The sequence below is a fragment of the Dactylosporangium sp. CA-233914 genome, assembly GCF_050942935.1.
GTDB lineage: Bacteria > Actinomycetota > Actinomycetes > Mycobacteriales > Micromonosporaceae > Dactylosporangium.
Map to the genome: position 1 here is coordinate 10,742,572 of NZ_CP192030.1, position 23,910 is coordinate 10,766,481.

A 23,910-nucleotide genomic window follows, 5' to 3' on the forward strand; every position below is an offset into this window, starting at 1 on the left:
TCCCCTATCTGCCGTGGCCGACGCCCGGCCCGGGTTGGCGTCGAGAATCGTTGGGGCGCGTTGGCGGCATGGTTGATGGCCGCGTTGATGGCGGTGCTGCGGTCACGTCCGGGATGTGGCCGTGGGGCATGCTGTTGCGGGTGCTGGCCGATCGCAGGAGCCGCGCGGCGGTACGGGCGGCGCGTGCCTGGTGCAGACGACGTTGGGCGTTACGCAGCTCGGCGAGGGAGTCGGCGAGCATCGACATGTTGCGGATCAGCCGGAGCATGGCGACTGTCGCGTTGCTGTCGCTGAGCTCTCCGGCCAGCCGCAGGCGCCGCGACATCGAGCGCAGCGCTCCTCGGCGGCCGGTTGACGGCAGCGGTCGCCGGTACGGCTCTCGGGTGGCCCGGTCGAGGGCCTCGGCCGCGCGGTGCAGCGGACCGCGCTGATCACCCTCCAGTAGGCGGGCAGCAACGGTGAGCGTGTCGGCCGCGGCGTACGCGGCGGCGCTCGCAGCCGCTCGATCCGTGCCCGGCTGTCCGATCAGGTCGGCAGCGGCGCGAACCGCGCTGGCGGCGTCGTCATACAGCTCGGCTTGGACCAGCCGTGGAGGCGGCGGGACCGAGCCGGTGGGTTGACCCCAGCGACGACGCAGCTGCGGCAGCGTGAGGTCAGGTGCGAGCCGGCCGCCGCCGTACCAGATCGGTTGACCCGCAGCTGTGGTGTGGCTCGCCAACGCCACGGCGTAACCGGTGACCTGCCCGGGGTGCACTTCACTTGTTCGGGTCCGAACGAGTAGCCCGGTGTCTCGCAGGAGCGCGAAGAACTGCTCCTGGCTGTCGGCGACGGCGGCGGCGTGGCGGACCTGGCGGCGCAGCTGGTCGCGAGGGCGTTCACGCCGACCGGTGCGGGCGGCCTTATGCACCTCGCGGGTGGTCGGTCGGGTGTGTGCGGTGCGGTCAGCGGGACCGACCCGGTGCAACCCGTAGCGTTCCTCAAGGTCTCGGCATGCCGCCTGGGCGAGCCATCGGTCGTTACGTGCCCACGCTGTGCGCCGGTCCTGCCGAACGAGCGTCGCAACGATGTGGATGTGATCCGGGGCGTGCCGTACGGCGACCCATCGAACTGCGCGGGAGTCGCCGTGCGGTGCGAGTCCGACCTTGGCCATGACCTCGGCGCCGATTCGCGCCCACTGCTCGTCGGTGAGCCACCGGTCTTCGGGGTGGGTGCGGATCGAGCAGTGCCAGACCGGCTGGCGTGGCGGGTTGACCCCGCGCCGCACCGGTTGCTCCAGCAGGTCGACGAGCTTGCGCAGATCCGGTTTACCGTCCGGGCCGATCGGCGGCTCGAGGCTCGACAGCGGCCCGGCGCCGTCCCACGCGGCGACCAGGTGCGGATCGACGTGCTCTTCGCGTCGCCCCGGCCCGTACAGGTAGCGCAGTAGCCCGTGCACCCGACGGCCTCGGCCGATCTTGGGGATCATCGCAGGGCCCGGTCGATCCGGGCGATCACGTCATCGACCCGCCGCATCCGCTGCTCGCACAGCGCCGCGGCCCGCGCCAGCCAGGCCGGTACGTCGCCGGTGGCGTGTAGCGCCGTGATGCCCTGGTTGAGGTTGGTGCCGATCCGCCCGACCGCGACCCGGGCGTCGAACAGTTCTACCTGAAGCTGCGCGAGGGTTTCACGGCCTAACGTCGTCGGCTGGTCACCGCGGGCGGCGGCCAGGCCGGCTTCGCCGACGAACCCGGTCGGCGTCAGCCCCGCGGCGGCGGCTGCCGCCGCGATGTCGGCGATCTCCTGCTCGGTGTACCGCGGAGCGATTCGTGCGGGCCGCCCAGGGTAGAGGTGGCGCCGGTCGCGGCCACGACCGGAACGCGGCGACGCGTTGGCATCCTTCGGCGAGTGTTGCTCGATCACCAGGCCACGGTCGCCGACCGCCATTGCCGACACCGTTAGCGCTTACGACGGGTCCACCCAGCGACGACGCATCGTCGCTGCTCAACGGCTGACCGCGCCCGGTCAACCGTCGCTCCGGTAACCGGAGCCTATAACTTGCTCCCGCAACTCAGCGGGAGTCCATCCACTCTGGTTCCAGGGCGCTACGGGTCGGCTGCGCCGGCACCAATGGGCAATGGCGAGGCGCGCCTGGCGGTGGCTGCCGGCCGTGAGCCATCCATTCCGATGCGTCGGTTCATGGATGCGTCGGCGGGCGCGGCGTTTGCTTGGCTACGCCTCCTCGGCGCGCTCCTGGTCGTAGCGGGTCAGCACGTACTGGACGCTGCTCTTCGTCCATTGCCCGCGCCCGGACGGCGTCGCGACCTGTTCGGCGTTGAGGGCGGCGGCGATCTGTGCCAGCGAGTTGCCGGCGGCGCGGAGTTCAGCCGCTCGCGGGGCGCCCTCGGGAAGCGCTGCGGGCGGTCGCCCGAGCCGTACGCCGCGGTCGCGGGCGGCAGCCATCCCTTCAGCGACCTCGGGTCGGGTCGGGCGGGGTTCGTTCTGCGGCATCCCTGCAGCGTACAGAAAAAGGTCTGAGAAAAGACAGCCCACCCCTAGACTTGTCTATACCATTTATTATACGCTTGTGGTGAAGGCGCCCGACAGGTGCTGGAACACCGGCCGGGCTGCGGAAACAACCACCACTGCGAAAGGTGTTTCCAATGACCAACCCTACGTCCTCCGACGCCGGTCAGAGCCGTCCCACGGCGCCGCCCATCGAAGACCTGATGCGTCTGGTGGCGTGCTACTCCAACCGCGACCAGGTGGAGGCCGCCGGATTCACCTTCGGCACCGACCTCAAGCTCGGCGATGTCGCGGCGATCGACTCGCGGGGACGGTGGCGTGTCGGTGTCATCGTGCGGATCGGTCGACTCAACGCCGCCGTGGAGCACACGACCGAAGGTGCCATCCGCGACGCGGCTGACCCGCGCAGCTCCTGGACGGAGCCGTTCCGGTCGATCAAGACCGCCCGCTTCGCGGAGATCGCTGTCCGTCCCGCCGCCGAGACCGCCCCGTCCGGCGATGGCGCGACGGCGTCCGCCCGGCTCGACGGCTGACCTTGCGCTCCGGCTGGCCGCGTACGCGATGAGGTCCTGCGCGGCCAGCCGGCCACCCGATCCCGCGCTCTGTCTGGAGGAACCCATGTCGAACGAAGCAGCCCCGGCGGCCGGCGACGCACCTGCCGCTCACCCGGCCAGCAGCCACGACTGTCAGCGTGACACCGCCGCCGCCCTCCTCGATGAGGTGATCACCCGCATCCACCGCCGCTACCCCGACGCCGTCATGGCGTACCTCAACCATCCCAGCGACGATGACGACGACCGCATCATCCTATGGGATCTCGCCGGCGACGGTCGGCCGCTGTGGCCCGACGAGGACGGCGAAGTGTCCCAGGGCGCGGACGACCCTGGGGAGCGTCTGTGGCTCGGCGAGCGTGACGGCGACCCGTACGCGGAACTCGCTGAGATCAACCGGCTGCTCACCGCGGTCTACCGCGAGCGCGGAGCGGCTCTGTTCGAGCCCGGCGAGCTGGGCGGCGGCTGGTACCTGCCCTTGGACCGCAGCTAGGACCACCGGCCTGCGCGAAGCGCTGCCACGCGGCACTCCCACAACCAGTCAAACCCGCTCCTCAGCGCGAAAGGCGGCCGGCAATGCCCGAAACCACGACCCATGGACCCGAGCGCTCCAACGGGCGGGCTGCCACCCCCGTTACCGAGTACGACCACAACGGCAACTGCGTCGGCTGCGGCACGAACCGCAACGCCCCGTGCCGCCTGGCGTGCCCGTTCCAGACCGGTGTCTTCGGCGAGTCGACCATCCTGCGGGCGACGGTACGACGCCTGGCAGACCACCGAGTCACCGACGGCCAGGCCCGACGTCTCGTCATGCGCGAGCTGGGCTTTGTCGAGTGGACCGTCCGCCGCGATCGGCGTCGCAGTGGTTACCATCTTCGATCCGCGATGGTCGCCGCCGCAGTCGAGCTCGTGGGCGAAACACACGCCACGCCGCTGGTCGAGCAGGCACGCGAGTTCCTCACCGACTTCCTCGTCGTGGAGTGGGGCGCCGCGCCACAGCCGATGCGGGCCCTGGTCGTCTACCTGCACGGGATGACCGCCGACCTCCAGGACATCGGCCTCTCGCTGTACGCCGCAGCGGCGCGCCTTGACGGTGCCCACTTCAACGCCAAGGACTTCGGCGAAGTCGACAGCTGACCTGCGCCGAATCCACCAACTCTTCGTCACCCGAGCCGAACCCGCCAACCCACTGACGCACGGGTCCTCCTATGACGCGTCAGCTGCCGACATCGCGACGGATTCGTGCGGCTCGGCCACTCTGCGACCACATGAAGGAGCCCAGCATGACCAGCACTGACGTGTACGGGCTGCGGCCCGGGGACCGCATCACGGTATCCCCTGGCGCGGCCAAGAGCGGCCACACATACCGCACCCTCGCCGTCGGCTTCGCCCTCGACGTCACCTCGGTCCGGCCCGATCACCAGGGCGACTTCGAGGTTAGCGGCATCGAGTTGACGGCCCGCGGTGCGTGGCGCAGCGGCGTCCCGAGCCGCTCGGTGATCCTCCCGCGTGGCGCGTACAGCATCCCCGTCCGCGTCGGCGACAGCGTGGCCGCTTCGGGCATCAGCGCCGCCGCGACGGTGACCGCGGTCCACGTGCGCGCTGACGGCACCGCGGTCGCGGACCTGCTGCTCCCCGAAGGCGAAACGAGGTGCGGGTACAACCTCGTCGACCTCCAACACCGCGCTCGGGCCCCGCACGAGCCCGCGCGTCAGCCGTGCCTGCGCGCACACGCTCCCGAGGCACGGTGCCAGCGATGCCTGGACGCGAACGAACCGGCCACCATGCCCTGCGACGCGGAGGAGTGCTCGGTCACGGCCGTCAACATCGTGCTCGCCCGCCGCGGGCACACGCTCGCGGCCTGCGGACCGCACACCGAGCAGGTCCACCGCATCCTGCAAGACAGCGCTGCCACCACGATCGCGCTGCGGGCGGGCACACGCGAGTGCTACGCCGACGGAACCCAGGTGGCCACCTGCAGGCACTGCGGGCACCCGATCTACGCCTACCCGCCCTTGGCCGGCTCCCGGCGCCCGTGGCGTGGCAACCAGTGGGACGAAACCGGGCGCTGCGACGCGGCGGAGGACCGGACCCGAATCCGCACCCTGCACGAGCCGGCCGAGACCTGCGCCGAGCTCGACTGGGCGCTCGCCGGTGCCGTCTGCGGCCCGACTGCCGATCGGCACAACGAGCTGGACTGCCCGGCCCGGAACCTCCGGTAACCATCCCGCTGTCGGCCGGCCCCGCTGCCAGGGCCGGCCCCGAGCTCTGGAGCGCCAACCGTGACCAGCACCCACCCCGAGTCCGCCCAGCCCGCCGTCCTGGCCGAGGAGCGGCTCGCGCACCCGAACCCGTACGCGTGCGCGGATTGCTCGAACCGGGCGACGCTGAAGCTCAGCCTGTCCGGCGGCGGGCAGGTCACCGTGTGCCGGCCACACGCCGCCGCCTACCGCAACGGCACCGTCAACCGTCACGCCCCCGTCACGCCCGGCTGGCAGCCCAGCACCCCGCTCGCGACGCCGACCGAGACCTGCATGGAGGTGCCGCTGCCGACCGGGCCGGGCACGGTCACGCCCGGCCAGCGGGTCCGCTGCATGCCCGGCTCGCTCCCGGCGCCGGACGGCGGTCAAGGCGACGGCATCCTCCGCTCGATCGGGCCCAAGACCTCCCTGGTCGACGTCGACGGCGGCGGACCCCGGCGGATCCGCAACGACCTGCTGCATCCCTCGGCCGGACCTGCGGTCGCCGCCTGGCGACATGGCCGGGGATACCGCACCACCTTCCCCGACGGCCGGACCTGGCTGCCGAGCTGGGCGTGGCTGGGCTGGACCGTCGCCGAGCACCAGCAGTACGCCGCCGGCCAACGCAGCCTCCCGGAACCGGCACCGGCACCGCAACGCTTGATCATCGTCGTCTGCGGGGCCCGGAAAGCGGACCGCATCGAAGCACCGGCCGGTGAGCTGTATGTCGGCAGCTACCACCAGGCGGCCCGTCGCGCCGCCGAGGCGATCTCCACCCCGGGCACCAGGGTGATGATCCTGTCCGCCTGGTACGGCCTGGTGGAGTTGTCCGACATGCTGCTGCGCTACGACGCGCGGTTCGGCCAAAAGCACACCGTTACCCGGGACGGGCTGCGCGAACAGGCTGAACAGCTCGGCCTGCTGGACGTCCCCAACGTCGTCGTCCTCGCTCCGGCGTCGTACGCACACCTCGCCCGGTTCGTCTGGCCGCACGCGACCTGCCCGCTGGACGGCACTCGTGGCATCGGCGAACAGCTGCGCCGCCTCGCGGCGCTCACGGCCGGACTGACCACGATCGTGCCCGCTCCTCGAGCCAACGCCGTGCCGCCCCGGTCGCACCACAGCGTGACGGGTGAGCGGCACGTCATCGGCGCCTATGGCGGTCCCATCCACCTCGACCTCGCCCGCCTCACACCCCCGCGTACGCCGACCCCGGCCTGTCGGGCGCGGCGGCGGCGAAACGGCTGGGTGACGACCCAGGAGCCGCTGAATTGCCCGCAGTGCGCGGTGATCCAGGCCCGCCGCCAGGAGTTGCATCGTTGGTGCGCAATGGTCGAACGGCTCGCCCGCAGCAGCACACCAGGCCACGCCCGCCGCTCCACTCGCGCTGACCGACCCCGACCAACCCGAGACCCAGCGACCAGGCCGGGCACGCGACGGACGGGAGGGCAACCGCCGCAACGCCGCGGGCTGGGCCGTGCGGGCCGCTCACGCAACCCTGTCGTTCCGGTTCCAAGCGATGATCCGGCCGCGACGGGCCGGTCCGGGGCGGCGGACCCGTGGCCACCCGTTGTACGAGCTCCACCCACCGCTACGCCTGTCGTTCCGGTTCCAAGCGATGATCCGGCCGCGACGGGCCGGTCCGGGGCGGCGGACCCGTGGCCACCCGTTGTACGAGCTCCACCCACCGCTACGACTGAAGAACGCCGCCGCCGGCGGCGCCCGCACCGAGGAAGCACGTGGCCGGACTCGACCACCTGGGCCACCACCAGGGCAAATGCCTCGACCCGTAGCGGGTCCGCTAACGGTTCGCCGACACCATCACTGTGCACCACCAGGTCTGTAGCGCAGCCAGCGTTGACGGAAGCGCTACGGCCAGCCGTACCAGAGCCTCCGCACCTCCGCTGCATCCCAGAGCACCGCAGCCCGGACACAGCGCCGAACTGGAAGGACCACGCCGTGACCACCCTGACCAGCCACCCCGCCGACGCCGAGCCGAGCGACACGCGACCGGCCGCGAGGCCGGTACTAGCGGAGGTCACCGACGCGCGGACGCTGCGCCAGATCAGCCGGGCTGAACAGGACCGGCTCAACGCAGACGCCGAGGTCGAGCGGCGCGCTCGCGCGGCCAAGCTGGAACTGGAGCTACAGGACGCCCGCCGCGCCGCGGCTCGCCGTGAGCGCGACGCCGCCGAGCGCGAACAGCGCGAGCGCCGCAAACGTCGGCAGACCCGCCGGGCTGCCCGCTGGGCGCGGCTGACGACCGTGGTCCCCCGGGTGGCGGAGTGGGCGTTGTTCAGCCTGCCGATCATGTTTCCGATGGCGGTCGCCTGGGTCGGGCAGATCCGCTTCGCGATGGACGTCATGCATTGGCCGCTCCCGGCTGCGATCGTCTTCGCCGCCGGGTTCGAGCTATCCACCGCCTACGTGGCTCGACTGGACTGGCGCGCCCGCGCGGCCGGCGACTCGTCGCTGCTGTTCCGCGCTGCCACCTGGGGCTTCGCCGCGGGGGCTGCGGTCATGAACTACTGGCACGCAGCCGGCCCGAACTTCGCTCCGACTGGCGAGGCCGTCTCCTACGGGCTGATGTCCCTGACCGGCGTCATCCTCTGGGAGTTGCTGTCGACCTACCGGCACCGCACCCGGCTGCGCGCCGAAGGCAAACTCCCGCCCGCCCGGCCCCGGTTCGGACTCGCCCGATGGCTGCACATGCGCCCGATCACCCGCATCGCTTGGTTGCTGACGGTCCGCGACGGCTACACCACCACCGACCTTGCCTGGCGCGCCGCTGTCGACGCGATCGAGCAACACGGCTCAGCCAAGCTGGCCCGAAAAGCGATTCGCCGTGGACGTCCGGCGTCGCGCCCAGCTACGGCAAGCCCCGACAGCCCGGAGCAGGCAGTCGACGACCTTCCTGGGCACGACACCCGCTCCACGGGTCAGGCCCCGCACGACGAAGCCTCGAGAACCGTCGCGCCGCTGCGAGACAGCACGGGCGAGACGAGCGAGACGACCGTGGGCCGCGAGACGCACACGCGAGACGAGACGACCGAAGGCAGCGAGACAGGCCGGGGAGACGAGACGACCGGCGGCAGCGAGACGGGCGAGAGAGACGAGACGACCGGCGGCAGCGAGACGGGCGAGAGAAACGAGACGACCGTCGGCGACAAGACAAAGCCGGGAGACGAGGCGTCCGTCGGCCCTGAGACGAAAGTGGGAGACGAAACGCCTGCTGGCCGCAAGACCAGAGCCAGAGACGAGACCGAAAAGCCCCGCAGCTCTACCGCCCGTCGTGGGACTCGTAACCGCAGCAACGGTCAGCGCGGCAGCACTTCTCGTGCGGGCAGCGCTGCTGGTCCAAAGGCCCGGCGAGGTGGGTCAGGTGCGTCCCTGCGGACGCAGATGCTCGCCTACGCCCAGGACCGGATCGCGCAGGGGGTGCCCGTTACTGGCAAGGAGCTCGACGTCGCGTTCAACACCAACAACTACGGCTCCCGAGTCCTGCGAGAACTCGCCCGCTCGCGAGTCGACGGCGCCTGAACGCGTCGGCCCGTCGCGGCAAGCACGCAACAGAACCAACAGGGTCTCCGGGCCGCCACCGCGCGAGAGCGAGACAACCATGGGCATGATCTTCTATCCGGCCGGGTTCGAGCTGTACGTCGACAACCCCGGCTACGGAGAACTCTTCGTTGTCGCATCGACCGAACCGTTCCCCGGGGAGCCCCTCGTCCACGAGGAGTGGCAGTTCGACCTGTACGGAACCGACCTCGGCCAGTTCCTGGCCCAAATCATCGACCGGGCCCTCGACACCGACCCTGTCCGGCCAGGCGGGATTCGGCTGCCGACATTCATCACCGGCGCGGTGGCGGCCGTGCTGCTGCCCGCCCTGCAGCGGGCGACCATCCTGGCGATTGGCGGCTCCGACCGGTATGAGCGGACCTTTCCCGACACCGACGAGGCGCCCGCCGGGCCGCTGTGCGTCAGGTGCAATCTTGGCACCGGCTACTCGCCGGGTGCACTTCCCTCAACCTGGTGCGAGCAGCACGGCCATCGTGCATACGGCGTCCGGAGCAGGCGGTGGGAACTTGCTCGGCGGGCCCACGATCACGACCTTGCGATGTGGAAATGGGAACGGGCCCGCGAGCGCGAGCGAGCTGGCTTGGAATCGCAGGGTTGACGGAGACGCTATCCGTCACGACCCCAGCGTTACGGGTCACCGCTGCATCCACGGTCGCCGAGCACGCTCGGAGCGACATCGAGCGGTGCCGGCCGACAGCCGGCGGCAGGAGGAACGACCACCATGACCGTCACGACGCGAAACCCCGTCGAGGTATGGACGATCGATGCCGTCCGCAAGCTGCCCGCCACGGTGGACATCGAGACTGCCGGCGCTGTGCTTGGCATCGGCCGTTCCAAGTCCTACGAGCTGGCCAAGGCCGAGGAGTTCCCGGTCCGGGTGCTGCGCATCGGCCGGCGCTATCTCGTCCCGACGAACCTGCTCTTCAAGCTGCTCGGCGTCGACGACGACACCGATAGCGGCCGGCAGTCAGCGGCGGCCTAAAGGTAGCGGCAACCCGAGCCAGATTCAACGACCACAGGTGGCTGCTTCGCCCGGATGGTTCGCCATCCGGGCGAAGTGCGCTTGTGAGGTCTCCGCCCGGTGACGGCTTGGCCGCATTGCCGTGCGTGTCGGTCGCCGTTGCGTACCTGCCCGATCGGTGCGGCATCAGATGCTGGCAGTGACGGAGCTCGGTGACCCTACCAGGACGTCAATTACTGGCCCACCGGCATCGAGCGTTCCCCAGCACGTCATCACTCTTCGTGGCCACATCCGCCGTTGTTCTCACACGCGAGCGTTGTCTGCGGCAGATGTGGAGACCGAGGCCTTCGTCCCGCAGCCAGCGACTATTCCGCTCGTACTCGTCGGGTGTCCGCCAACTACTTACTTCACGCGTGAGCGGGCGTTGGTTCGGTACGCTGGCCGCGGCTTTGGAGGTGTCTGGCGAATGGCGGTGTCCGGCCTGCCCGATGGCAGCTGGTGGGTCGACGACCCGATCGATGAGCCGGGCGAGGACCTGCTCGGGCGCGGCCCGTTCGTGGCACGTGCGATCGCCCTGCTCGACCAGATCGGCTCCCGGCCGAGCAGCACGGTGATCGGCCTGGTAGGCCCGTGGGGCAGCGGCAAAACCAGCACGATCCGGATGATCGCGGCGGGACTCAACCCTGACCGGTGGGGCGTCACTTGGATCAACCCGTGGGCTTTGTCCGGTCCTGACGCGGTCGTCACCGAACTGCTCGGCGCGATCCGGGCCGCGGTGCCGGAGAAGACCACCGCCGGCGCACGGGTCCGGCGTCAGCTTTCCCGTTACGGCGTCCTGGCCACGCCAGCGCTGTCCATGGTGCCGGTGGTCGGTAGCGCCGCGACCGCGATGGCCAACGAGGCCATACAGCGGCTTACCGACCAGGGAACGACTCTCGGGGAACAGGCGGACCAGGTCCGGGACGCCCTGTACACGCTGGCCCGTCCGACGCTGGTCGTCATCGACGACGTCGACCGGCTGCAGCCCGAGCAGCTCCTGGCGGTGTTCCGGGCGGTGCGGGTGCTGGGCCGCCTGCCGCACGTGCACTACGTCCTCGCATACGACCAAGAAACCATCCTTGACGTGCTGTCGACGACCCCGATCGCCGACAAGCACGGCGCCCGGGCTGTCGCGTTCCTGGAGAAGATCGTCACGTTACGCCTCGAGCAGCCGCCGGTCCGTCTGGAGCATGCTGAGTCCCTGTTCAACAGTGGCTGCGCTGGCGCGCTCGGCCGGGCGTCCGCGTCGTTGAGCGAGGACGCGCAGCGCCGTATGGTCGAAGAACGTGAGGCGCTGCTGCTGCGGGTTCTGACCGAGCCGCGCAGCGTGGCCCGGCTGCTCGCCCAGGTCGATATCTATCTGCCGCTGGTCGGCGCCGCCGAGGTCGACGTCGTCGACTTCATCACCCTGACGTTCCTGCGAATTACCTATCCTCGCCTGTACCAGGCCATCGCCAGGCATCGCGGCGGCCTGGTCGACACCACCGACGTCGCCGACCTCCGCGCGGAATTCGATGAGGCGGCGCTGGCCCGGCTCGACGTCCCGGCGCCGCACACTGGTCGCGTCGCGAACGCTCTGCAGCGGCTCTTCCCGCGTTTGACCACCGACCCGGTGAGATCGATAGTGGCCCAGCACCGGCGGCGAGGGCAGCGGCGGATCAGCGACCCCGACTACACCGAGCGGTACTTCGCCCTGACGTCCATTACCAGCGAGATCAGCGACGGCAGCCTTGTCCGGGCCATCCGGGAGTTGGCCGAGGGACGCCGCGGCATGGCGACCGAGGATCTCACCATGGCGTTGCGACCCGACCTCACCGACGCTCACGCGTGTGCCCGGACGGCCCGGACGCTCCGGCGGGCCGCGTCGCTGTCCGCGGAGCTGGCCGGCAGCGAAGCCGCCGTGGTGATCCCGTACGTGTTCGAGCAGTTCGACCACCTTCGCATTCCCGCGGCGGGCGGGTTCGGTCCTGATGAGGAAGCGACTGTTTGGCTTGCGGCACTGCTGCAACGTGCCGACGGCGCGCCGCTGCCCGTCACCGCCCCGGACGATTCTGGTCTGCTGCCGTACTTGTTGAAGGCGATCCGGATGGCGGTACCCGAGCCGGCCGACGCCGCCATCGCGCGTCTCGCTGCCCAACCTCCCGGCTCGTCGTGGCTTGCGGACGTCGTTCGGGCCACCTACGAAGCGGCGTGGGCGCGGGTACAGGCGCACACGCGCCTCGGCGACACCGCCCCCGTGGAGCCGGTGAGCGTGTACGTCTCCCGGCTGGAGTCGGCTTTCGGCGACGCGGAGGTCGACCGGCGAATCACCGCCGCCGTCGACAGTGGTCTACCAATCGTGGATCTCGCGGCTCGACTGGTCGATATTGAGGTCGTGTTCGCGTCCGGCGGCCCTCATACCCGCATCGGTGGGTTCGACGCGACGGCGTTCTTGGGGCGTATCGGACGCCAGCGTGTCTCCGCGGTGCGGGCGCACCTGGACAGCGCTGCGGCGAGCACCCGGCTCGGCGCGCTCGACCGCGCCGACGTGTCGTGGGCGAACCGGCGCCGGTTCGCCGCCTGCACCCTTATCGAGGCACTTGACGCCGGCACTACAGAACCGGGAAGGCTGCTGCCGACCCCGCCCGAGGCGCAACGCCACCCCTTCACCAGCTACCGTCCGTCGTTGTTGAACGATGGAGGCGAACCGCTCGACCTGACGCTGCAAATCGCCGTGCTGCTGCCTGCGGGCGACGAATTTCCTGCACGGGTCCACAGCGGATGGGGTCCCTCAGCCGGCACACGTGAAGAAGTCCTGCTCGCCGCGATGCGACGCGCACCGATCAGCGGCTGGCTCCGGGCCCGCCACTCCGACTGGGGCATAGCCGCTGAACCCTGGGCCATCAGCGACGCTGACGGTCGCCACCACACCACCGCTCAGTCCAGTGCTCGAGCCGCCACGCCCGGCGCGCTCGGCCTGCGTCAGGCATTTCCGGTCAGGGTCGGCGCCCAGCTGACCACCGGTCACACCGCGCAGAGCCCGAACCAGCAGTCGCTGCTGCTGACCGTCGGTATCGGATTCCACCTAGCCGAACTCGACGAACAGCACCGACCTGCGGAGGCGCGGGCCCGCGTCGTGCCCCTTCCCGCAGCGTTCACCCTGCACGGCTTGTTCGAGCTCGCTGACGCGCTCGTCCGGTGCACGCAGACGGCGAAAGCGCTGTGGACGCAACTCGACGACCAGTCACCCCCACCCGAAACCGCGCTCCTGCACCTGTCGCTGACAACCGCCGAAGGACTCCCCGCGGTCATCGACCTCAGCACCTACCCGCGGCACGGCGCCGCCGTCCGTAGTCAGTACTCTAAGATCTACCAGTACCGGTACCGGTACCGGTCCGGCGATATTGTGGCGGCGGCGTTGCGGGACTGGCTGAGCGAGGCCGGCTACCGGCACCACGAGCAGACGATCCTGGACATGTGGGACCCGGCCCTCTAATCACTGCGAGATCTGACCCCTCGGCGGGCCGGTCTCGTCCGTCACGGCCAATCAGCGGCTCACGGACGTGTTCGCCGGTCCCGGCGGGAGTGTCAGACGTACACCGGCTTGACGAGCGGCGGAGTGCGTCTGGTGATGGGGCACATTGGCACCCGCTAGGTCCTGGCGGGCCAGCCGGGCGGCGGTCATCACATCGCGCTGTCGCGCAGCGTCGGGGCGGACGACGATGGCGATCGTCTGCCGGCCGGCGAGCTGGCGAAGGTTGGCCAGGGTGACGTCGGGTCGCCGCGGTTCGACGGCAGCGCGGAGGCGTTCGATGCCGACAGCGGTGGTTCGGCGGCCGGCGAGCACGATGCTCGTGGGCGGCAGATCGAGACGGTTGAGACCGATCGCGCCACCACGGACCGACGCGGTGAGCAGTTGTCCGCCCGCTGGAGAGCGTTGACCGCCGGGTTGCGAGGCTCTTGCCCGGTCAGCGCTCGAAGCCGGCTGTCGCCCGCTGATGGCGTGGGGATGCCGGGACGTCACGGTGTGGTCGACGGTCACGGCGGCGAACCAGTTGCGTACCGTCGCAGTGTCAGCGACCGTGCGGGCGTGGTCGGGCGAGGCGGTGGCGTAGGCGCCGGCATCGCCGGCCCATGCCACGGTGAATTGTCCGGCGCCTGGCTGTGGCCGGTCTCCGTCGAAGGAGCAGACGACGACGATGCTGGCGTTGCCCTGTCGGACGCCGGGCTCGGCGAACGCGGCGTTGACGGCGTGCCGGGCGATCTCGACGGCCTTGTAGGCGCCGACGAGGACCGCTGAACGGCCGGCGACCTCAGCCGCGAGGTGCGCCGCGTCGCGGTCGGCGGGATCAACGCCGACGCCCTCGCACAGCACCCAGGCGGTGTGGCCGGTGTGTGGATCGTGCTCGACCCAGGTGGCGGCTGGAGCATCGGGCGGGCAGGCTCGCGCGAACTCGTGCCCGACGATGCTGGGATCGGGATATCCCCGGGTGCCCATGGCCATGGCCGGCCGCGGCGGCGGGTCCGGTGCGCTCGCTGCCTCGTCGCTAGCGTCCTGTGGCGGGAAGACTGCTTCTAAGACGGTCAACGGTTCGAGATGCAGCCGCAAGGCCAACTCGACCGACAGGCGGGCCGCGTGGTTTGGGTCGACGTGGGCGACATCAGCGAGGAGCGGGGCGACCGACCGGACGGTGTCGACCCGCCGGATGAACAGTTCGAGGCCTGGGTCACGACCAGTCGTTGTCAACTCTTGTTCGCGTTCGTCGAGCCGGCGCAGGCGGGGAGCCAACTGGTGCTCCAGTACGACGTCGGCGAGTGGGCGGCGTGCGTCGTGCAGTGTCGCCGCTGCTTGTGCCGCTCCGTGCCGCGCGACCAGGAATGCCGGGTCGGTGCCGGTGGGCAGCATGATCGCCTCGATCGGGCCGGGCCACCTGCGCACCAGCCGGTATGCCTTGTCCAGTGCGGCCTGGCCGGCTGCGTCGGCGTCGAAGGCCAGTACGAGCGGTGTTTGTGCAGGCACCGTGGAAGCCAGGAGCTCGACCTGGTTGGCGGTGAGTGCGGTGCCGCACGGGGCCGCCAGCAACAGCTTGCGGTCGCCGTGGGTGCTGGCGAGCGCGACCGTGTCGGCTGGTCCCTCCACCAGCAGAACTGCTGATGGTGCCGGGTTGACGGGTAGCTGTTCGGCGAGTCCGTAGAGCAGGGCGCTCTTGTGGTAGATGGCGGTCGTGGTGGTGTTGCGGTACTTCGGGGTGCCGTCGCGGCCGGACAGGTCCCGGCCGGTGAACGCGACAACGTCGCCCTGCGCGTTGCGGATCGGGAAGGTTACCCGGTCGCGGAACACGTCGATGTGGTTGCCGTTGCGGGCGGTGGTGATCAGGCCGGCGTCGAGCAGTTCTGCGTCGGTGAAGCCGTTGGCGCGGAGGTGGTCACGCAGGATCGTCCAGCCGGCCGGGGCGTAGCCGATCGTCCACGGGGCCGTTGATGCGCTGGCCGCGACGATGCCGCGGCTGTGCAGGTACGCCAGCGCGCGGGGCTCGTCGAGCAGGTGGCTGCGGTAGAACTCGTTGGCGACTCGGTGGGCGGCAATGAGCCGAGCGGGGTCGGACGAGCGGCTGGCGTTCATGGCCGTCGTGCCGGGCCGCGGAACTGCGGCACCGCCGGTTTCGTCGTGCGCCGGGCGGCGCCGGGACCGCCGTCCTCGTCGTCGGGCAACGGTGCGCTTCTCGGCGCGGGCTCGATGTCGGGCTGCGGGAACACGGGCGGCGTCGGGGCGGTCGGCAGGTGCACGCCGTCGCTGGCGAGCTCGGCCGTCACCCGTTCGCGGTCGGCGGCGTCGCTGATCTGTGCGACCGCCGCAGCGGTCGCCTGCGCCAACGCCGACGCATTGGGTTGGCGGAACCACGGGTCGAGCCGCAGTAGCGCTGGTCGGGCGCCGGATGCGAGCAGGATCGCGGTGCCGCGCCGGAGCGCGCGAACGTCCTCAGGTCCGAGGATGCGTTGCCGACGGACGCTGACCTGCCGTGACGTGGCGCCGCTGGCGTCGCGGGTATGCGACATCGTGGCGACGTCGTGCTCCCCGATGAGCGAGGACACGTCGGCGGCGAAGCGGGGGTCGTCGCCGCCTGCGCCGATGAGCTTGACGGTGGCGGCGCCCCACAGGGTGCCCATGCCTTTGTCGCCCCAGACGGTGCTGCCCTGCTGGTAGGTCTGCAGGATGGTGACGAGCACGATGGAGCGGCTGCCGTAGTGGCTGTAGAGCAGCGGGAGGTCGGCGAGCGGACAGATGTTGGCGGCCTCGTCGAGCATGGCCAGCATCGGTGGGTCGAGTCGGCCGCCGCGGGACTCGGCCCGGCGAACACCGTGGCGCATTACCTGGTCGGTCAACGCCGCAACCAGCGGCCCGGAAGAGCCAGCGCCGTCTTTCGACAGCAGATACAGCGTGTCGCTGCTGACCGGGAATGCGTCCGGGTCGAATCGTTCGAGGTCGGCGTCGGCGGGTTCGTTGACCCAGGCCATGATGCGCGGGTCCTGGAGGCATTTCGCTGCGGTACGGGCGGTCTCGTAGATGCCGTCGCGGGTCTCCGGGGCGCCGTTCTGCCGGCCGCGCAGGGCTCGTGCGACCTCGGGATAGCCGGAGGCGAAGAGCAGCCCGACCGGTTGGTCCTCGCTTGCGTCGGCCAGCCACGCCTGGACATCACGCATCGAGCCCCGGCTGACCGCGGCGGCCAGGAAGAACGAGGTCAGCAGATCCTCGGCGGCGAGCAGCCAGAAGTCCTCGCCGCGGTCGCGGCGCAACGGCTGCACGAAGTGGCCGGCCACCCGGGCGGCATCCTCCACGGAGCTGATCGACGTCAGCGGATCCCACCACCAGCGCTGCCCCACGCGGGTGATGGCCTGCGGATCGAACACCCACACCCGTCCGATCCGGGCCCTGACCGCGTTGGTGGTGGCCCAGAGATCCGCCTTGTTCGACGTGGCTACCACGGGGCCGGGCGCGTCGAGGATGAGCGGGACCGCGATCGCCGTGGTCTTCTGGGCCCGCGGGCCCATGATGGCCAGGATGCCGTCCTCCCAGGAAGCGCGCAGCTGCGGACCGAACCGCCCGTGTGGCCGCTGCATGGTGCCCAACGCCAGCCCGGTCTGCGCGGCCGGCAACTCGCGGCGCGCAGTGCCGGCCAGCCCCGGGCGCAGTTGCAGCGCTCGTTTCGTCACACCGGCCGGCGTCAGGTCGGCGACCTCATGGGGGCGAGCCAACGACGGCAGCGGATCATCGGCCGCGGTGCGGTGCCGTTCCCACCACACCCACCCGGCGACCACCGGCGCGAGCACCGCGACCAGGAACAGACCGAACACCACGGCAACCGCGACATGGCTGACGTGGGGATACAGCACAGTCCACTGGCCACGCAGCAATGCCACAACGAATCCCGAACCGTAGCCAGGCCCGGGACGTCCGCCGGTCGCGGCGGCGGTCAGCGCGCCAGCAGCCCAGGCCAGCCACGTCAGCACCATGCCGCCCCAGGCGGCACCGAGCAACACGAACGGGGTCAACGGCATGGTGCCCGCGCTGGCCCGGGGCTGCACCGGCTGCTGCGACAGACTCATCGCACACCACCCTGTGCACGCGCCCGACGCCGATGACGGTGCCGACCAGCCGGACGTGGCGGCCGGCGATGCGCGACGGCGAGGGCAACCAGCAGCGCTACGGCAGCGCCACCGTCAACGGGTGACGGCGGTGTCGAGACGAGGCCGCATCCCACGGTCACCGCCAACGCCCCGGCAGCGACGCCCACCGTGAACCGCCGCAACACCTGCCGGCCGGGCCGCCCGGCCCGAGCAACGCGCCCACGAACCGAGAGCCGCGTCATGTGAAACACGCCCCGTTGTCGCAGGGCCCGCCGTCACCATCCGGCTCGAAGCCCGGCAGCGGATCCTGCGCCGCGTCGAGGGTCCGCAGGGGCCGGTTCCGTACGGTCAGGGCGGTTGACTGGACGCCGCCGTCATACGCGATGACGTGCAGCCGGCTCGTCGCTGTAGTCATGCGGCACCACCCCGCACGGCCCGGTCGGTGTCGTAGAGCCGGGCCTCATCGCCGACGAGGCGCATCGCGACCGGCAGACCGGGTCGCTCGCCCGTCTTGATCAAGTACTTGCCGCGTCCGGGGTGGACGCTGCCCGGGAACAGCGCTTCGGGCGCTGCCCATGAGCTGACCAGGTCACGTTCCGGGGTGGACAGGCGGGTGATCCGGCTGATGCGGTCCAGTTCCCGGCCCGGCAGCGCGCCGAGGATCTTGATGGCGGCCCGCTCGAAGAAGCCTCGCGCCTTCGCTCGGTCTTCCTCGGTGGGCAGCGCCTCCAGGTCGTCGAGGCTGTGGGTGATCATGAGGCTGGCCATGCCGCGCTGCCGGTTGAGGCGGGTCAGTGCGTCCGCGTGGTCGACGAGGCCGGGGGCGCCCCGCAACGCCCGCCACAGCTCGTCCATCACGCCGATGAACTGCCGTGGCGGTGCCAATCCCTGTTCAGCGAGCACGGCGGCAGCGTCGACGGTGCCGAAGGCGTAGCTCCAGGTGCACAGCATCGCGGCGGCGACGAGTTGGTCGCCGGCCGCCGACACGTGCGAGATGTCCACCGACACGGCGGGAGCGTCGAGGTCGATCGGTGTGGTGGTTGCCTGGTCGAACACGCCGCGCAGCGACCCTTCGCACAGCAGGGCGAGGGTTGGGACGAGCTCGTCGACGCGGCGGCGGTAGTCGGCGGCGGTGCCGGCGCGGGCTGCGGTGCGGATTTCGTCCGGGCCTTCCTCCAGCAGGGCGAGGACGTCCGGGACGGTGGGTTCGCGGTCGAGCCTGTCGGTGAGGATGTCGATGGCTCGGCCGAGGACGATTTCCTCGGGGTTGGTGACCCGCCCGGCCCGGACCAGCGTGCACAGGGCCAGCAGCAGCGACAGCCGGCGCCCGCGGATCTCCAAACGGAGCCGCAATGCGTCCGGGCCGCTCATCCGGGTCAGCGCTGCTCCCAGGGGTCCGGCATCCAGTGGGTTGATCCGGTCCATGCCGCGCCCGACGGTGATGACCTGCCCGCCGAGTTCACGAATCAGGGGCGTGTAGTCCGGTTTGGAGTCGCCGAGGACCAGGCCGTGCACGCCGTACCCGACCAGTCCGGTGAGCAGCCGCTTGGCCAGACTGGACTTGCCGATCCCGGGCTGTCCCAGCTGGAACATGCCCGGGTTGGTGACCAGACCGCTGGTCAGCCACTGCAGGGGGTCGAGGCAGACGACCTCGCCCCACAGCATGTGCCGGCCGATCGGCACCCCGAGCATCGGGGAGCCGGACCCGGCCACGAACGGGTACAGGCCGCAGAACTGCACGGTCGTGGCCTGGTATTCCATGCCGGGCGCGAGGTGGCTGACCCGGCCCGCACCGGGATTACGCCATCCCCACGACGGCGCGACCGGTTCGGTGCTCAGCCGCGGATCACGGTCCGGTGTGGACTGTCGTTGCACGATGGACTCCTGTCCGCGCGTCGCTAGCGGGGCCACTGGGTGGCCAGTTGGGGAGGGCAGATGCCGCACGGCATCGTGACGACGAACCCGGCGGCCTGATTGGCGCGCAATCGCCGGAGGCGGATCTTCGCCACCTCAGCGCGGCTTTCCGCGTCGGCGACAGCGCGGCCGAGATCGTCCTCGTTGGTGACGGTGACCGTGACGAACATCGACATCAGGCCGACGCCGGCGCCGGAGGCTTCTTCGCGGGCGGCGCGCAGTGCCCGCTCCTTGTCGGCTCGGTCGCGGGCGTTCTCGTCGCGTTTCTGCGCCGCCCGCAATGCGTCGCGGAAGCTGGCCGCGTTGACCTCACGCTCCACGATGCGGGAGGCATCGGCGGCCGAGGCCGGTCGGTACAGCAGCGTGACGCGCTTGGGATGCCCGCCCGGTGCCAAGAGCCGGCTCAGCACGTCGGCGTGGACGTTCGCCAGGGGTGCCTCGTGCCATGCCCAGGACACCGACCAGCCGGAATCATGCTGGTAGCGGTCGTAGAACTCGTTCGCGGCGATCGGCCCGGCAGTGTCCCAGTCCAGGAAGCGACGCAGCCCAGTACCGTCACCGAGCGCGTTGGCGACGTCGCCGCGGGCAGCCGGATCGTAGGCAGCACGGACCACGGCCAGCAGGTCCGATGCTGTGGCGCGGCCCAGGACGGTCAGCCCGCAGGAACCCAGCGCGTCGGTCAGTCCGGGCAGCGCCCGGCTGACCTCGGACAGCGACTCGTCAAGGTCCCGCGGGCGGGTCGGTGACAACGCCGGGTCGAAGGTGATGCTGACCCGGGTTTCCACGTCTGCGGCGGCGGCCGGGGACACTTCGACCAGTTGCGCGAGGACCCTGCGGGCCGCGGCCGGGGCGTGTGGCGCGACCCGCCCGGCCACGTAGTGCGCGAGCCGCGACCCGGATGCCGGGGCGGTGTCGACGGTGACCGCGACCCACCGCACCGTCGGCAGGTAGCCGAGCCCGGCCAGCCAGGAACCCCAGTTCGCCACCCACCGCTCGGCCTGGCCGGGATCGACCAGCCAGGTCGAAGTGGCGGCCACGCGCAGCGTGACGGTCATGGTGCCGAGCCGGCGGTGCCACACGACGCCGTAGTCGCCGGCCGGATCTTCCACCGTGAGCAGGGTGGTCGGTGCCAGCAGGCCCGGCAGCTGCCAGCCGTGCGGGTGTGCCGCGGTCACCCCGGATCGGTAGGCGGTGTAGCCGCGGGTGGATCCCCAGCCCCACCGGATGCGTTGCAGCAGACCGTGCAGCAATGGCACACCGTCCCAGCGCAGCACGGTCCCACCGATGAGCAGCAGTGCCGGCCCGGCGACGATCATGCCGATGGTCCGGTCCACGGAGACGGCGATAATGAGGACGGTCAGCGCGATCACGACCGCGAGCGTCTGCGCCGAACCCAGGCCCATCAGCCCGATGCCGCGACTTCGGCGCCAGCCGCCGTAGGTTCGTACCTGGTTTTCGGATGCGGTCACGACGGTCACGTCTCCTTCGTCGGGTTGTCGAGGGCGTTGGCGGCAGCGTGAGCGGCGGCCTTGGCGGTCTCGGTGACCGTGCTGACCACTTCGGTGGCACCGGCGACCGCCAGCCCGGCTGGTCCCGCTGCGGCAGCGGCACCTGTTGCCGCGCCGCTGGCGGCACCAGTCGTTGCAGCACTGCTCGTGGCACCGGACGCTGCTGCGGTGGGAGCAGCTGTCGTGGTGGATACAGCCGCGCCTGGCGCTGCACCGGCCGAGGTGATGGTGGCGACCTTCCCTGTGCCGGCTTCGCCGATGAACGTCGGCGGTTTGAGTCCCCCGCCGGGACCTGGTGCGCCGCCCGACCCGGGGCCCGGCCCGGATGTTGGACCGGGGTTGGGTGGGTCGCGATCGTCAGGACTGCGGCCAGGACCGGACGGCCCGGGACCGGGGTCGGCACCGCCGGGACTGCTCGCCGGACCGGCCCGGTCGAACGCGTCAGCGAGGTAGCGGGCGTGCATACCGGCGTCGAACCCGCCCAGCACCGACGATGCAGCGTGCATCCCGGCAGCTCCGGCGGTCGCCAACATGCCGATCCCGCCGTTGCTGCTCTGCAGCGAGCCGATGGTCCAGTTGAAGAACTTCATCAGCACGGGCAGGGCGACCAGGGCGATGACCATCATGGCCAGGCCCACGAACAGGACCCGCGGATCGGTTGACGTGTTCTCCCCGGTGACGTAGATCGCGGTGGCGTACACCATGGCCGCCATCGGCTTGTAGAAGATCAGCGCGAGTTGCCAGGCCAGCAGTTTGTTCTTCCAGCCGTTGGTGGCGTTGGTGAAACTGCCTGCTGCGGCCAGTGGCGTGAGCGCGGCGAGGATGATGACGGAGCCGTCACGGAACAACATCAGGAACGCCTGGGTGAGCGAGGCGAGCATCGCGAGCGTGGCGGCAAGGATCACGACGATCTCTGGAAAGCCGCCGCCGGAGGCGGGTACTGCTAGGGCGCCGAGCCGTTTGCCGAGGCTGGGGTTGCCGACCGACTGCAGGGCGGCCGACAGCACGGCGGTACTGAACTGGTCGCATCCGGTCAGCAACAGTTGGGTGCCGAAGATCCCGACGGCCGCCCACAGCGCCGTGTTCCACAGCCCACGGAGCACGTTCACCAGCGGGGCGGGCTTGCGGGTCAGCACCATCAGGATGGCCTGCCACAGGATGCCTCCGACGGCGACAGCCGCGGTGATCGGCATGATGAGCGCGCGCAGATGCGTGACAGCGTCGATCGGCGACGACGATGCAGTGATGTTCTCCGGATCGGCGTACAGGCTGAGTGAGGGCACCGCCACCCACCAGGTTGCGGAGATGTCGATCATCCACAACGCCGCGGCAATGATCATCTGTTCGAGCCGACCGAAGAAGCTGTCGGCGACCGCCGTCACGACGGCATTGGCCATGCAGTTCGTGTCCCACGGGGCACACACCGTGATCAGCCCCCGGTCGGGAAGCCGGTGTAGCCGGCGGTGGTCGACACGAGGACCGCTGCGGTGTTCCAGTCGCCGCCACTCGGCGCCTGCAGCGCCCAGTCGGTGCCGATCCACCGCATCTGGGCCGACAACGCCACCAGGGTCGGGCCGGACTGACTCGGTCCTTCGATGAGCAGCCCGACGTCGACGACATCGGGCGTTGCGGACCCGATTCGGTAGCCGGTGACGGTCGAGTACAGCTGGCCGGCCGGCTCGCCCGGCGCGACGCCGAACTGTGCCCGCAACTGCCGGTACTCCTCGTCCACGGCGGCGAGCAGCCGACCGGCGTCAGAGCCGACGACCTGCTCGCGCAGGGTGGGCTCGAACACGGACGGACCGGCCTGCGGCGACAGCCGCACGGTGATGTGAGCGGCGGCAAGAACCGCTCCCATCGGGGTGCGCGCGAATCCGCGGGCCCGGCCGGCGCTCGTGTCGCGTGGTCCGTCCGCGCCTGCGGGCAGATGCGCCCCGGCGACGGTGACCCACTGCAGGGCGGCTGGTGATGTCGTCCCGGGTTGCGGTCCCGTGGGAGCGGTGGTCTCGGGGGTGGCCGGTGGTGGCGCGGGCGCCGGGTTGCCCCGGCGCCCCACCGTCGCGACGAGCACGCCGACGACGGCAACCACGATCAGTGCAACGGCCGCCACCGAGGCCACCACGGCGCGGGTGCGCCGTCTGGCCGCCAGGGTGATGTCGTCCGTCATCGCCTACAGCACCGCCCCGACGACCGTGGCGGCGACCGCGCCGAGCGTCAGACCACCCAGCACCCAGGGAATGCCGGTGGCGCCGTCGACGGCGGTGGAGCTGCGGTTCCGACGACCCATGATCATCATGCCGGCGCAGATGAACATGCCGAGGATGCCGGCCACGATCAGCGCCCATTTGGCCCAGGCCAACAGCTTGGTGACCAGCACCCCGAGTCCGGGGATCGGCTGGGAGGCGGGGTCCAGGTCCACCGACGCCCCGGTGGGGTCGGGAGCGGCCAGCACATTCAACGCGACGTCTGCCAGATGTGTGAGCACGCGTGCTCCTTCGTCCAGGTGACCCACCGCGGTGGTGGGCCGTGACCTGGACGATCAGCCGGCGGTGTGGACGAAAGCGTTGACGCACAAGGTGATGCGGGCGCTACGGGCGCTACGGGTAGCGCCACCACCCACCGTTGACGGGTTCGGTGGAGCAGTCACCGACGTCGAGGAGCTGCCATGCCCGTCACATCGCGATCGCGTACCCGAAGGCATAGCTGCGCAGCGGACCCGGCTGGTGTCGGCCTTCGCCACGCCGATGTGGGCGGTCGGGCCGCCGCCGGTGCGGGCCGGCACGGCAAGAACCGCGACTGGGGACTCGGCGGCGGTTGGAGGGCTTGGCAGTGAGCGGGCATCAGCAAACGGGAGGGACCGGAACGCGGTGGGTCGTCATTGCTTGCCTGGTCGTCCTGCTGGTCCTCGGCGGCTGCTGCTGCGGCGGGTTCATGCTGGCGGCCTCGGCAGGCTCGGCCCAGGCCGTCGCCCAGGCGGATGGCGTCGACGGTAACCAGCTTCGCTCTGACGC

The 23,910-nt window shown here is 70.7% G+C and carries 20 protein-coding genes and 1 pseudogene; 9 read left to right on the forward strand and 12 right to left on the reverse strand.

The features are described from left to right. Positions 1 to 4: 4 nt before the first annotated feature. The 3 genes from ACQPY0_RS47745 to ACQPY0_RS47755 all read right to left on the reverse strand — a co-directional run bounded on the left by ACQPY0_RS47745 (position 5) and on the right by ACQPY0_RS47755 (position 2,487). Positions 5 to 1,465: a relaxase/mobilization nuclease domain-containing protein gene (locus ACQPY0_RS47745; RefSeq protein WP_432976742.1), complete on the reverse strand. Its 1,461-nt coding sequence runs from the start codon at positions 1,463 to 1,465 to the stop codon at positions 5 to 7. Beyond that, positions 1,462 to 1,923: a hypothetical protein gene (locus ACQPY0_RS47750; RefSeq protein ID WP_432976745.1), complete on the reverse strand. Its 462-nt coding sequence runs from the start codon at positions 1,921 to 1,923 to the stop codon at positions 1,462 to 1,464. Before ACQPY0_RS47750 ends, ACQPY0_RS47745 begins: the two co-directional genes overlap by 4 nt. 285 nt (positions 1,924 to 2,208) lie before the next feature. Continuing rightward, positions 2,209 to 2,487, reverse strand: coding sequence for a recombinase family protein (locus tag ACQPY0_RS47755; RefSeq protein ID WP_432976748.1), 279 nt, complete (start codon positions 2,485 to 2,487; stop codon positions 2,209 to 2,211). Between the two features lie 152 nt (positions 2,488 to 2,639). Here ACQPY0_RS47755 and ACQPY0_RS47760 point away from each other — a divergent pair, with 152 nt between their 5' ends. The 4 genes from ACQPY0_RS47760 to ACQPY0_RS47775 all read left to right on the forward strand — a co-directional run bounded on the left by ACQPY0_RS47760 (position 2,640) and on the right by ACQPY0_RS47775 (position 5,275). Further along, positions 2,640 to 3,035, forward strand: coding sequence for a hypothetical protein (locus ACQPY0_RS47760; RefSeq protein ID WP_432976751.1), 396 nt, complete (start codon positions 2,640 to 2,642; stop codon positions 3,033 to 3,035). An 85-nt stretch (positions 3,036 to 3,120) separates the two neighbouring features. Further along, positions 3,121 to 3,546: a hypothetical protein gene (locus tag ACQPY0_RS47765; protein ID WP_432976754.1), complete on the forward strand. Its 426-nt coding sequence runs from the start codon at positions 3,121 to 3,123 to the stop codon at positions 3,544 to 3,546. A gap of 83 nt (positions 3,547 to 3,629) precedes the next feature. Then, positions 3,630 to 4,190: a hypothetical protein gene (locus ACQPY0_RS47770; RefSeq protein ID WP_432976757.1), complete on the forward strand. Its 561-nt coding sequence runs from the start codon at positions 3,630 to 3,632 to the stop codon at positions 4,188 to 4,190. Between the two features lie 146 nt (positions 4,191 to 4,336). Beyond that, positions 4,337 to 5,275, forward strand: coding sequence for a hypothetical protein (locus ACQPY0_RS47775; protein WP_432976760.1), 939 nt, complete (start codon positions 4,337 to 4,339; stop codon positions 5,273 to 5,275). A 248-nt stretch (positions 5,276 to 5,523) separates the two neighbouring features. Here ACQPY0_RS47775 and ACQPY0_RS47780 read toward each other — a convergent pair whose 3' ends face one another. Further along, complete coding sequence (locus ACQPY0_RS47780) at positions 5,524 to 5,649, reverse strand: hypothetical protein (RefSeq protein ID WP_432995925.1); 126 nt, start codon at positions 5,647 to 5,649, stop codon at positions 5,524 to 5,526. Here ACQPY0_RS47780 and ACQPY0_RS47785 point away from each other — a divergent pair. The 5 genes and pseudogenes from ACQPY0_RS47785 to ACQPY0_RS47805 form a co-directional block, all read left to right on the forward strand. Beyond that, positions 5,648 to 6,280, forward strand: a pseudogene (locus tag ACQPY0_RS47785) (DUF6884 domain-containing protein); the annotation flags it as partial. The gene ACQPY0_RS47780 and the pseudogene ACQPY0_RS47785 overlap by 2 nt on opposite strands. 972 nt (positions 6,281 to 7,252) lie before the next feature. Next, the gene (locus tag ACQPY0_RS47790) at positions 7,253 to 8,833 is read left to right on the forward strand and encodes a DUF2637 domain-containing protein (RefSeq protein ID WP_432995691.1); all 1,581 of its coding nucleotides are present in this window, start codon (positions 7,253 to 7,255) and stop codon (positions 8,831 to 8,833) included. 79 nt (positions 8,834 to 8,912) lie between these two features. Next, positions 8,913 to 9,470 (forward strand): hypothetical protein, encoded by a 558-nt coding sequence (locus tag ACQPY0_RS47795; RefSeq protein ID WP_432976763.1) that lies wholly within the window; start codon positions 8,913 to 8,915, stop codon positions 9,468 to 9,470. Positions 9,471 to 9,593: 123 nt separating this feature from the next. After that, positions 9,594 to 9,854 carry a DNA-binding protein gene (locus ACQPY0_RS47800; protein WP_432976766.1) on the forward strand — a complete coding sequence of 87 codons (261 nt, stop codon included), beginning with the start codon at positions 9,594 to 9,596 and terminating at the stop codon, positions 9,852 to 9,854. A gap of 445 nt (positions 9,855 to 10,299) precedes the next feature. Then, positions 10,300 to 13,347 carry a P-loop NTPase fold protein gene (locus tag ACQPY0_RS47805; RefSeq protein WP_432976769.1) on the forward strand — a complete coding sequence of 1,016 codons (3,048 nt, stop codon included), beginning with the start codon at positions 10,300 to 10,302 and terminating at the stop codon, positions 13,345 to 13,347. A 51-nt stretch (positions 13,348 to 13,398) separates the two neighbouring features. Here the strand turns inward: ACQPY0_RS47805 and ACQPY0_RS47810 are convergent, their stop codons facing one another. The 8 genes from ACQPY0_RS47810 to ACQPY0_RS47845 all read right to left on the reverse strand — a co-directional run bounded on the left by ACQPY0_RS47810 (position 13,399) and on the right by ACQPY0_RS47845 (position 23,384). After that, positions 13,399 to 15,474 carry a toprim domain-containing protein gene (locus ACQPY0_RS47810; protein ID WP_432976772.1) on the reverse strand — a complete coding sequence of 692 codons (2,076 nt, stop codon included), beginning with the start codon at positions 15,472 to 15,474 and terminating at the stop codon, positions 13,399 to 13,401. After that, the gene (locus tag ACQPY0_RS47815; RefSeq protein WP_432976775.1) at positions 15,471 to 17,456 is read right to left on the reverse strand and encodes a TraM recognition domain-containing protein; all 1,986 of its coding nucleotides are present in this window, start codon (positions 17,454 to 17,456) and stop codon (positions 15,471 to 15,473) included. The genes ACQPY0_RS47810 and ACQPY0_RS47815 overlap by 4 nt, the downstream gene beginning before the upstream one ends. A 259-nt stretch (positions 17,457 to 17,715) precedes the next feature. Beyond that, complete coding sequence (locus ACQPY0_RS47820; protein WP_432976778.1) at positions 17,716 to 17,892, reverse strand: hypothetical protein; 177 nt, start codon at positions 17,890 to 17,892, stop codon at positions 17,716 to 17,718. Then, the gene (locus tag ACQPY0_RS47825) at positions 17,889 to 19,352 is read right to left on the reverse strand and encodes a hypothetical protein (protein WP_432976781.1); all 1,464 of its coding nucleotides are present in this window, start codon (positions 19,350 to 19,352) and stop codon (positions 17,889 to 17,891) included. The genes ACQPY0_RS47820 and ACQPY0_RS47825 overlap by 4 nt, the downstream gene beginning before the upstream one ends. A 23-nt stretch (positions 19,353 to 19,375) precedes the next feature. Further along, the gene (locus tag ACQPY0_RS47830) at positions 19,376 to 20,860 is read right to left on the reverse strand and encodes an SCO6880 family protein (RefSeq protein ID WP_432976784.1); all 1,485 of its coding nucleotides are present in this window, start codon (positions 20,858 to 20,860) and stop codon (positions 19,376 to 19,378) included. Positions 20,861 to 20,865: 5 nt separating this feature from the next. Continuing rightward, on the reverse strand, positions 20,866 to 22,296 hold the full coding sequence (locus tag ACQPY0_RS47835) for a hypothetical protein (protein WP_432976787.1): 1,431 nt from the start codon (positions 22,294 to 22,296) through the stop codon (positions 20,866 to 20,868). Positions 22,297 to 22,328: 32 nt separating this feature from the next. Beyond that, on the reverse strand, positions 22,329 to 23,066 hold the full coding sequence (locus ACQPY0_RS47840; protein WP_432976790.1) for a hypothetical protein: 738 nt from the start codon (positions 23,064 to 23,066) through the stop codon (positions 22,329 to 22,331). 3 nt (positions 23,067 to 23,069) lie between these two features. After that, the gene (locus ACQPY0_RS47845) at positions 23,070 to 23,384 is read right to left on the reverse strand and encodes a hypothetical protein (RefSeq protein WP_432976793.1); all 315 of its coding nucleotides are present in this window, start codon (positions 23,382 to 23,384) and stop codon (positions 23,070 to 23,072) included. Positions 23,385 to 23,910: the final 526 nt, after the last annotated feature.

What these genes read in the sequence shown, in the direction of transcription:
- ACQPY0_RS47745 (WP_432976742.1), bottom strand. Translation starts at nt 1,465, where the DNA reads ATGATCCCCAAGATCGGCCGAGGCCGTCGGGTGCACGGGCTACTGCGC.
- ACQPY0_RS47750 (WP_432976745.1), bottom strand. Translation starts at nt 1,923, where the DNA reads ATGGCGGTCGGCGACCGTGGCCTGGTGATCGAGCAACACTCGCCGAAG.
- ACQPY0_RS47755 (WP_432976748.1), bottom strand. Translation starts at nt 2,487, where the DNA reads ATGCCGCAGAACGAACCCCGCCCGACCCGACCCGAGGTCGCTGAAGGG.
- ACQPY0_RS47760 (WP_432976751.1), top strand. Translation starts at nt 2,640, where the DNA reads ATGACCAACCCTACGTCCTCCGACGCCGGTCAGAGCCGTCCCACGGCG.
- ACQPY0_RS47765 (WP_432976754.1), top strand. Translation starts at nt 3,121, where the DNA reads ATGTCGAACGAAGCAGCCCCGGCGGCCGGCGACGCACCTGCCGCTCAC.
- ACQPY0_RS47770 (WP_432976757.1), top strand. Translation starts at nt 3,630, where the DNA reads ATGCCCGAAACCACGACCCATGGACCCGAGCGCTCCAACGGGCGGGCT.
- ACQPY0_RS47775 (WP_432976760.1), top strand. Translation starts at nt 4,337, where the DNA reads ATGACCAGCACTGACGTGTACGGGCTGCGGCCCGGGGACCGCATCACG.
- ACQPY0_RS47780 (WP_432995925.1), bottom strand. Translation starts at nt 5,649, where the DNA reads ATGCAGCGGACCCGCTGGCCGGGCGTGACCGTGCCCGGCCCGGTCGGC.
- ACQPY0_RS47795 (WP_432976763.1), top strand. Translation starts at nt 8,913, where the DNA reads ATGGGCATGATCTTCTATCCGGCCGGGTTCGAGCTGTACGTCGACAAC.
- ACQPY0_RS47800 (WP_432976766.1), top strand. Translation starts at nt 9,594, where the DNA reads ATGACCGTCACGACGCGAAACCCCGTCGAGGTATGGACGATCGATGCC.
- ACQPY0_RS47805 (WP_432976769.1), top strand. Translation starts at nt 10,300, where the DNA reads ATGGCGGTGTCCGGCCTGCCCGATGGCAGCTGGTGGGTCGACGACCCG.
- ACQPY0_RS47810 (WP_432976772.1), bottom strand. Translation starts at nt 15,474, where the DNA reads ATGAACGCCAGCCGCTCGTCCGACCCCGCTCGGCTCATTGCCGCCCAC.
- ACQPY0_RS47815 (WP_432976775.1), bottom strand. Translation starts at nt 17,456, where the DNA reads ATGAGTCTGTCGCAGCAGCCGGTGCAGCCCCGGGCCAGCGCGGGCACC.
- ACQPY0_RS47820 (WP_432976778.1), bottom strand. Translation starts at nt 17,892, where the DNA reads ATGACTACAGCGACGAGCCGGCTGCACGTCATCGCGTATGACGGCGGC.
- ACQPY0_RS47835 (WP_432976787.1), bottom strand. Translation starts at nt 22,296, where the DNA reads ATGGCCAATGCCGTCGTGACGGCGGTCGCCGACAGCTTCTTCGGTCGG.
- ACQPY0_RS47840 (WP_432976790.1), bottom strand. Translation starts at nt 23,066, where the DNA reads ATGACGGACGACATCACCCTGGCGGCCAGACGGCGCACCCGCGCCGTG.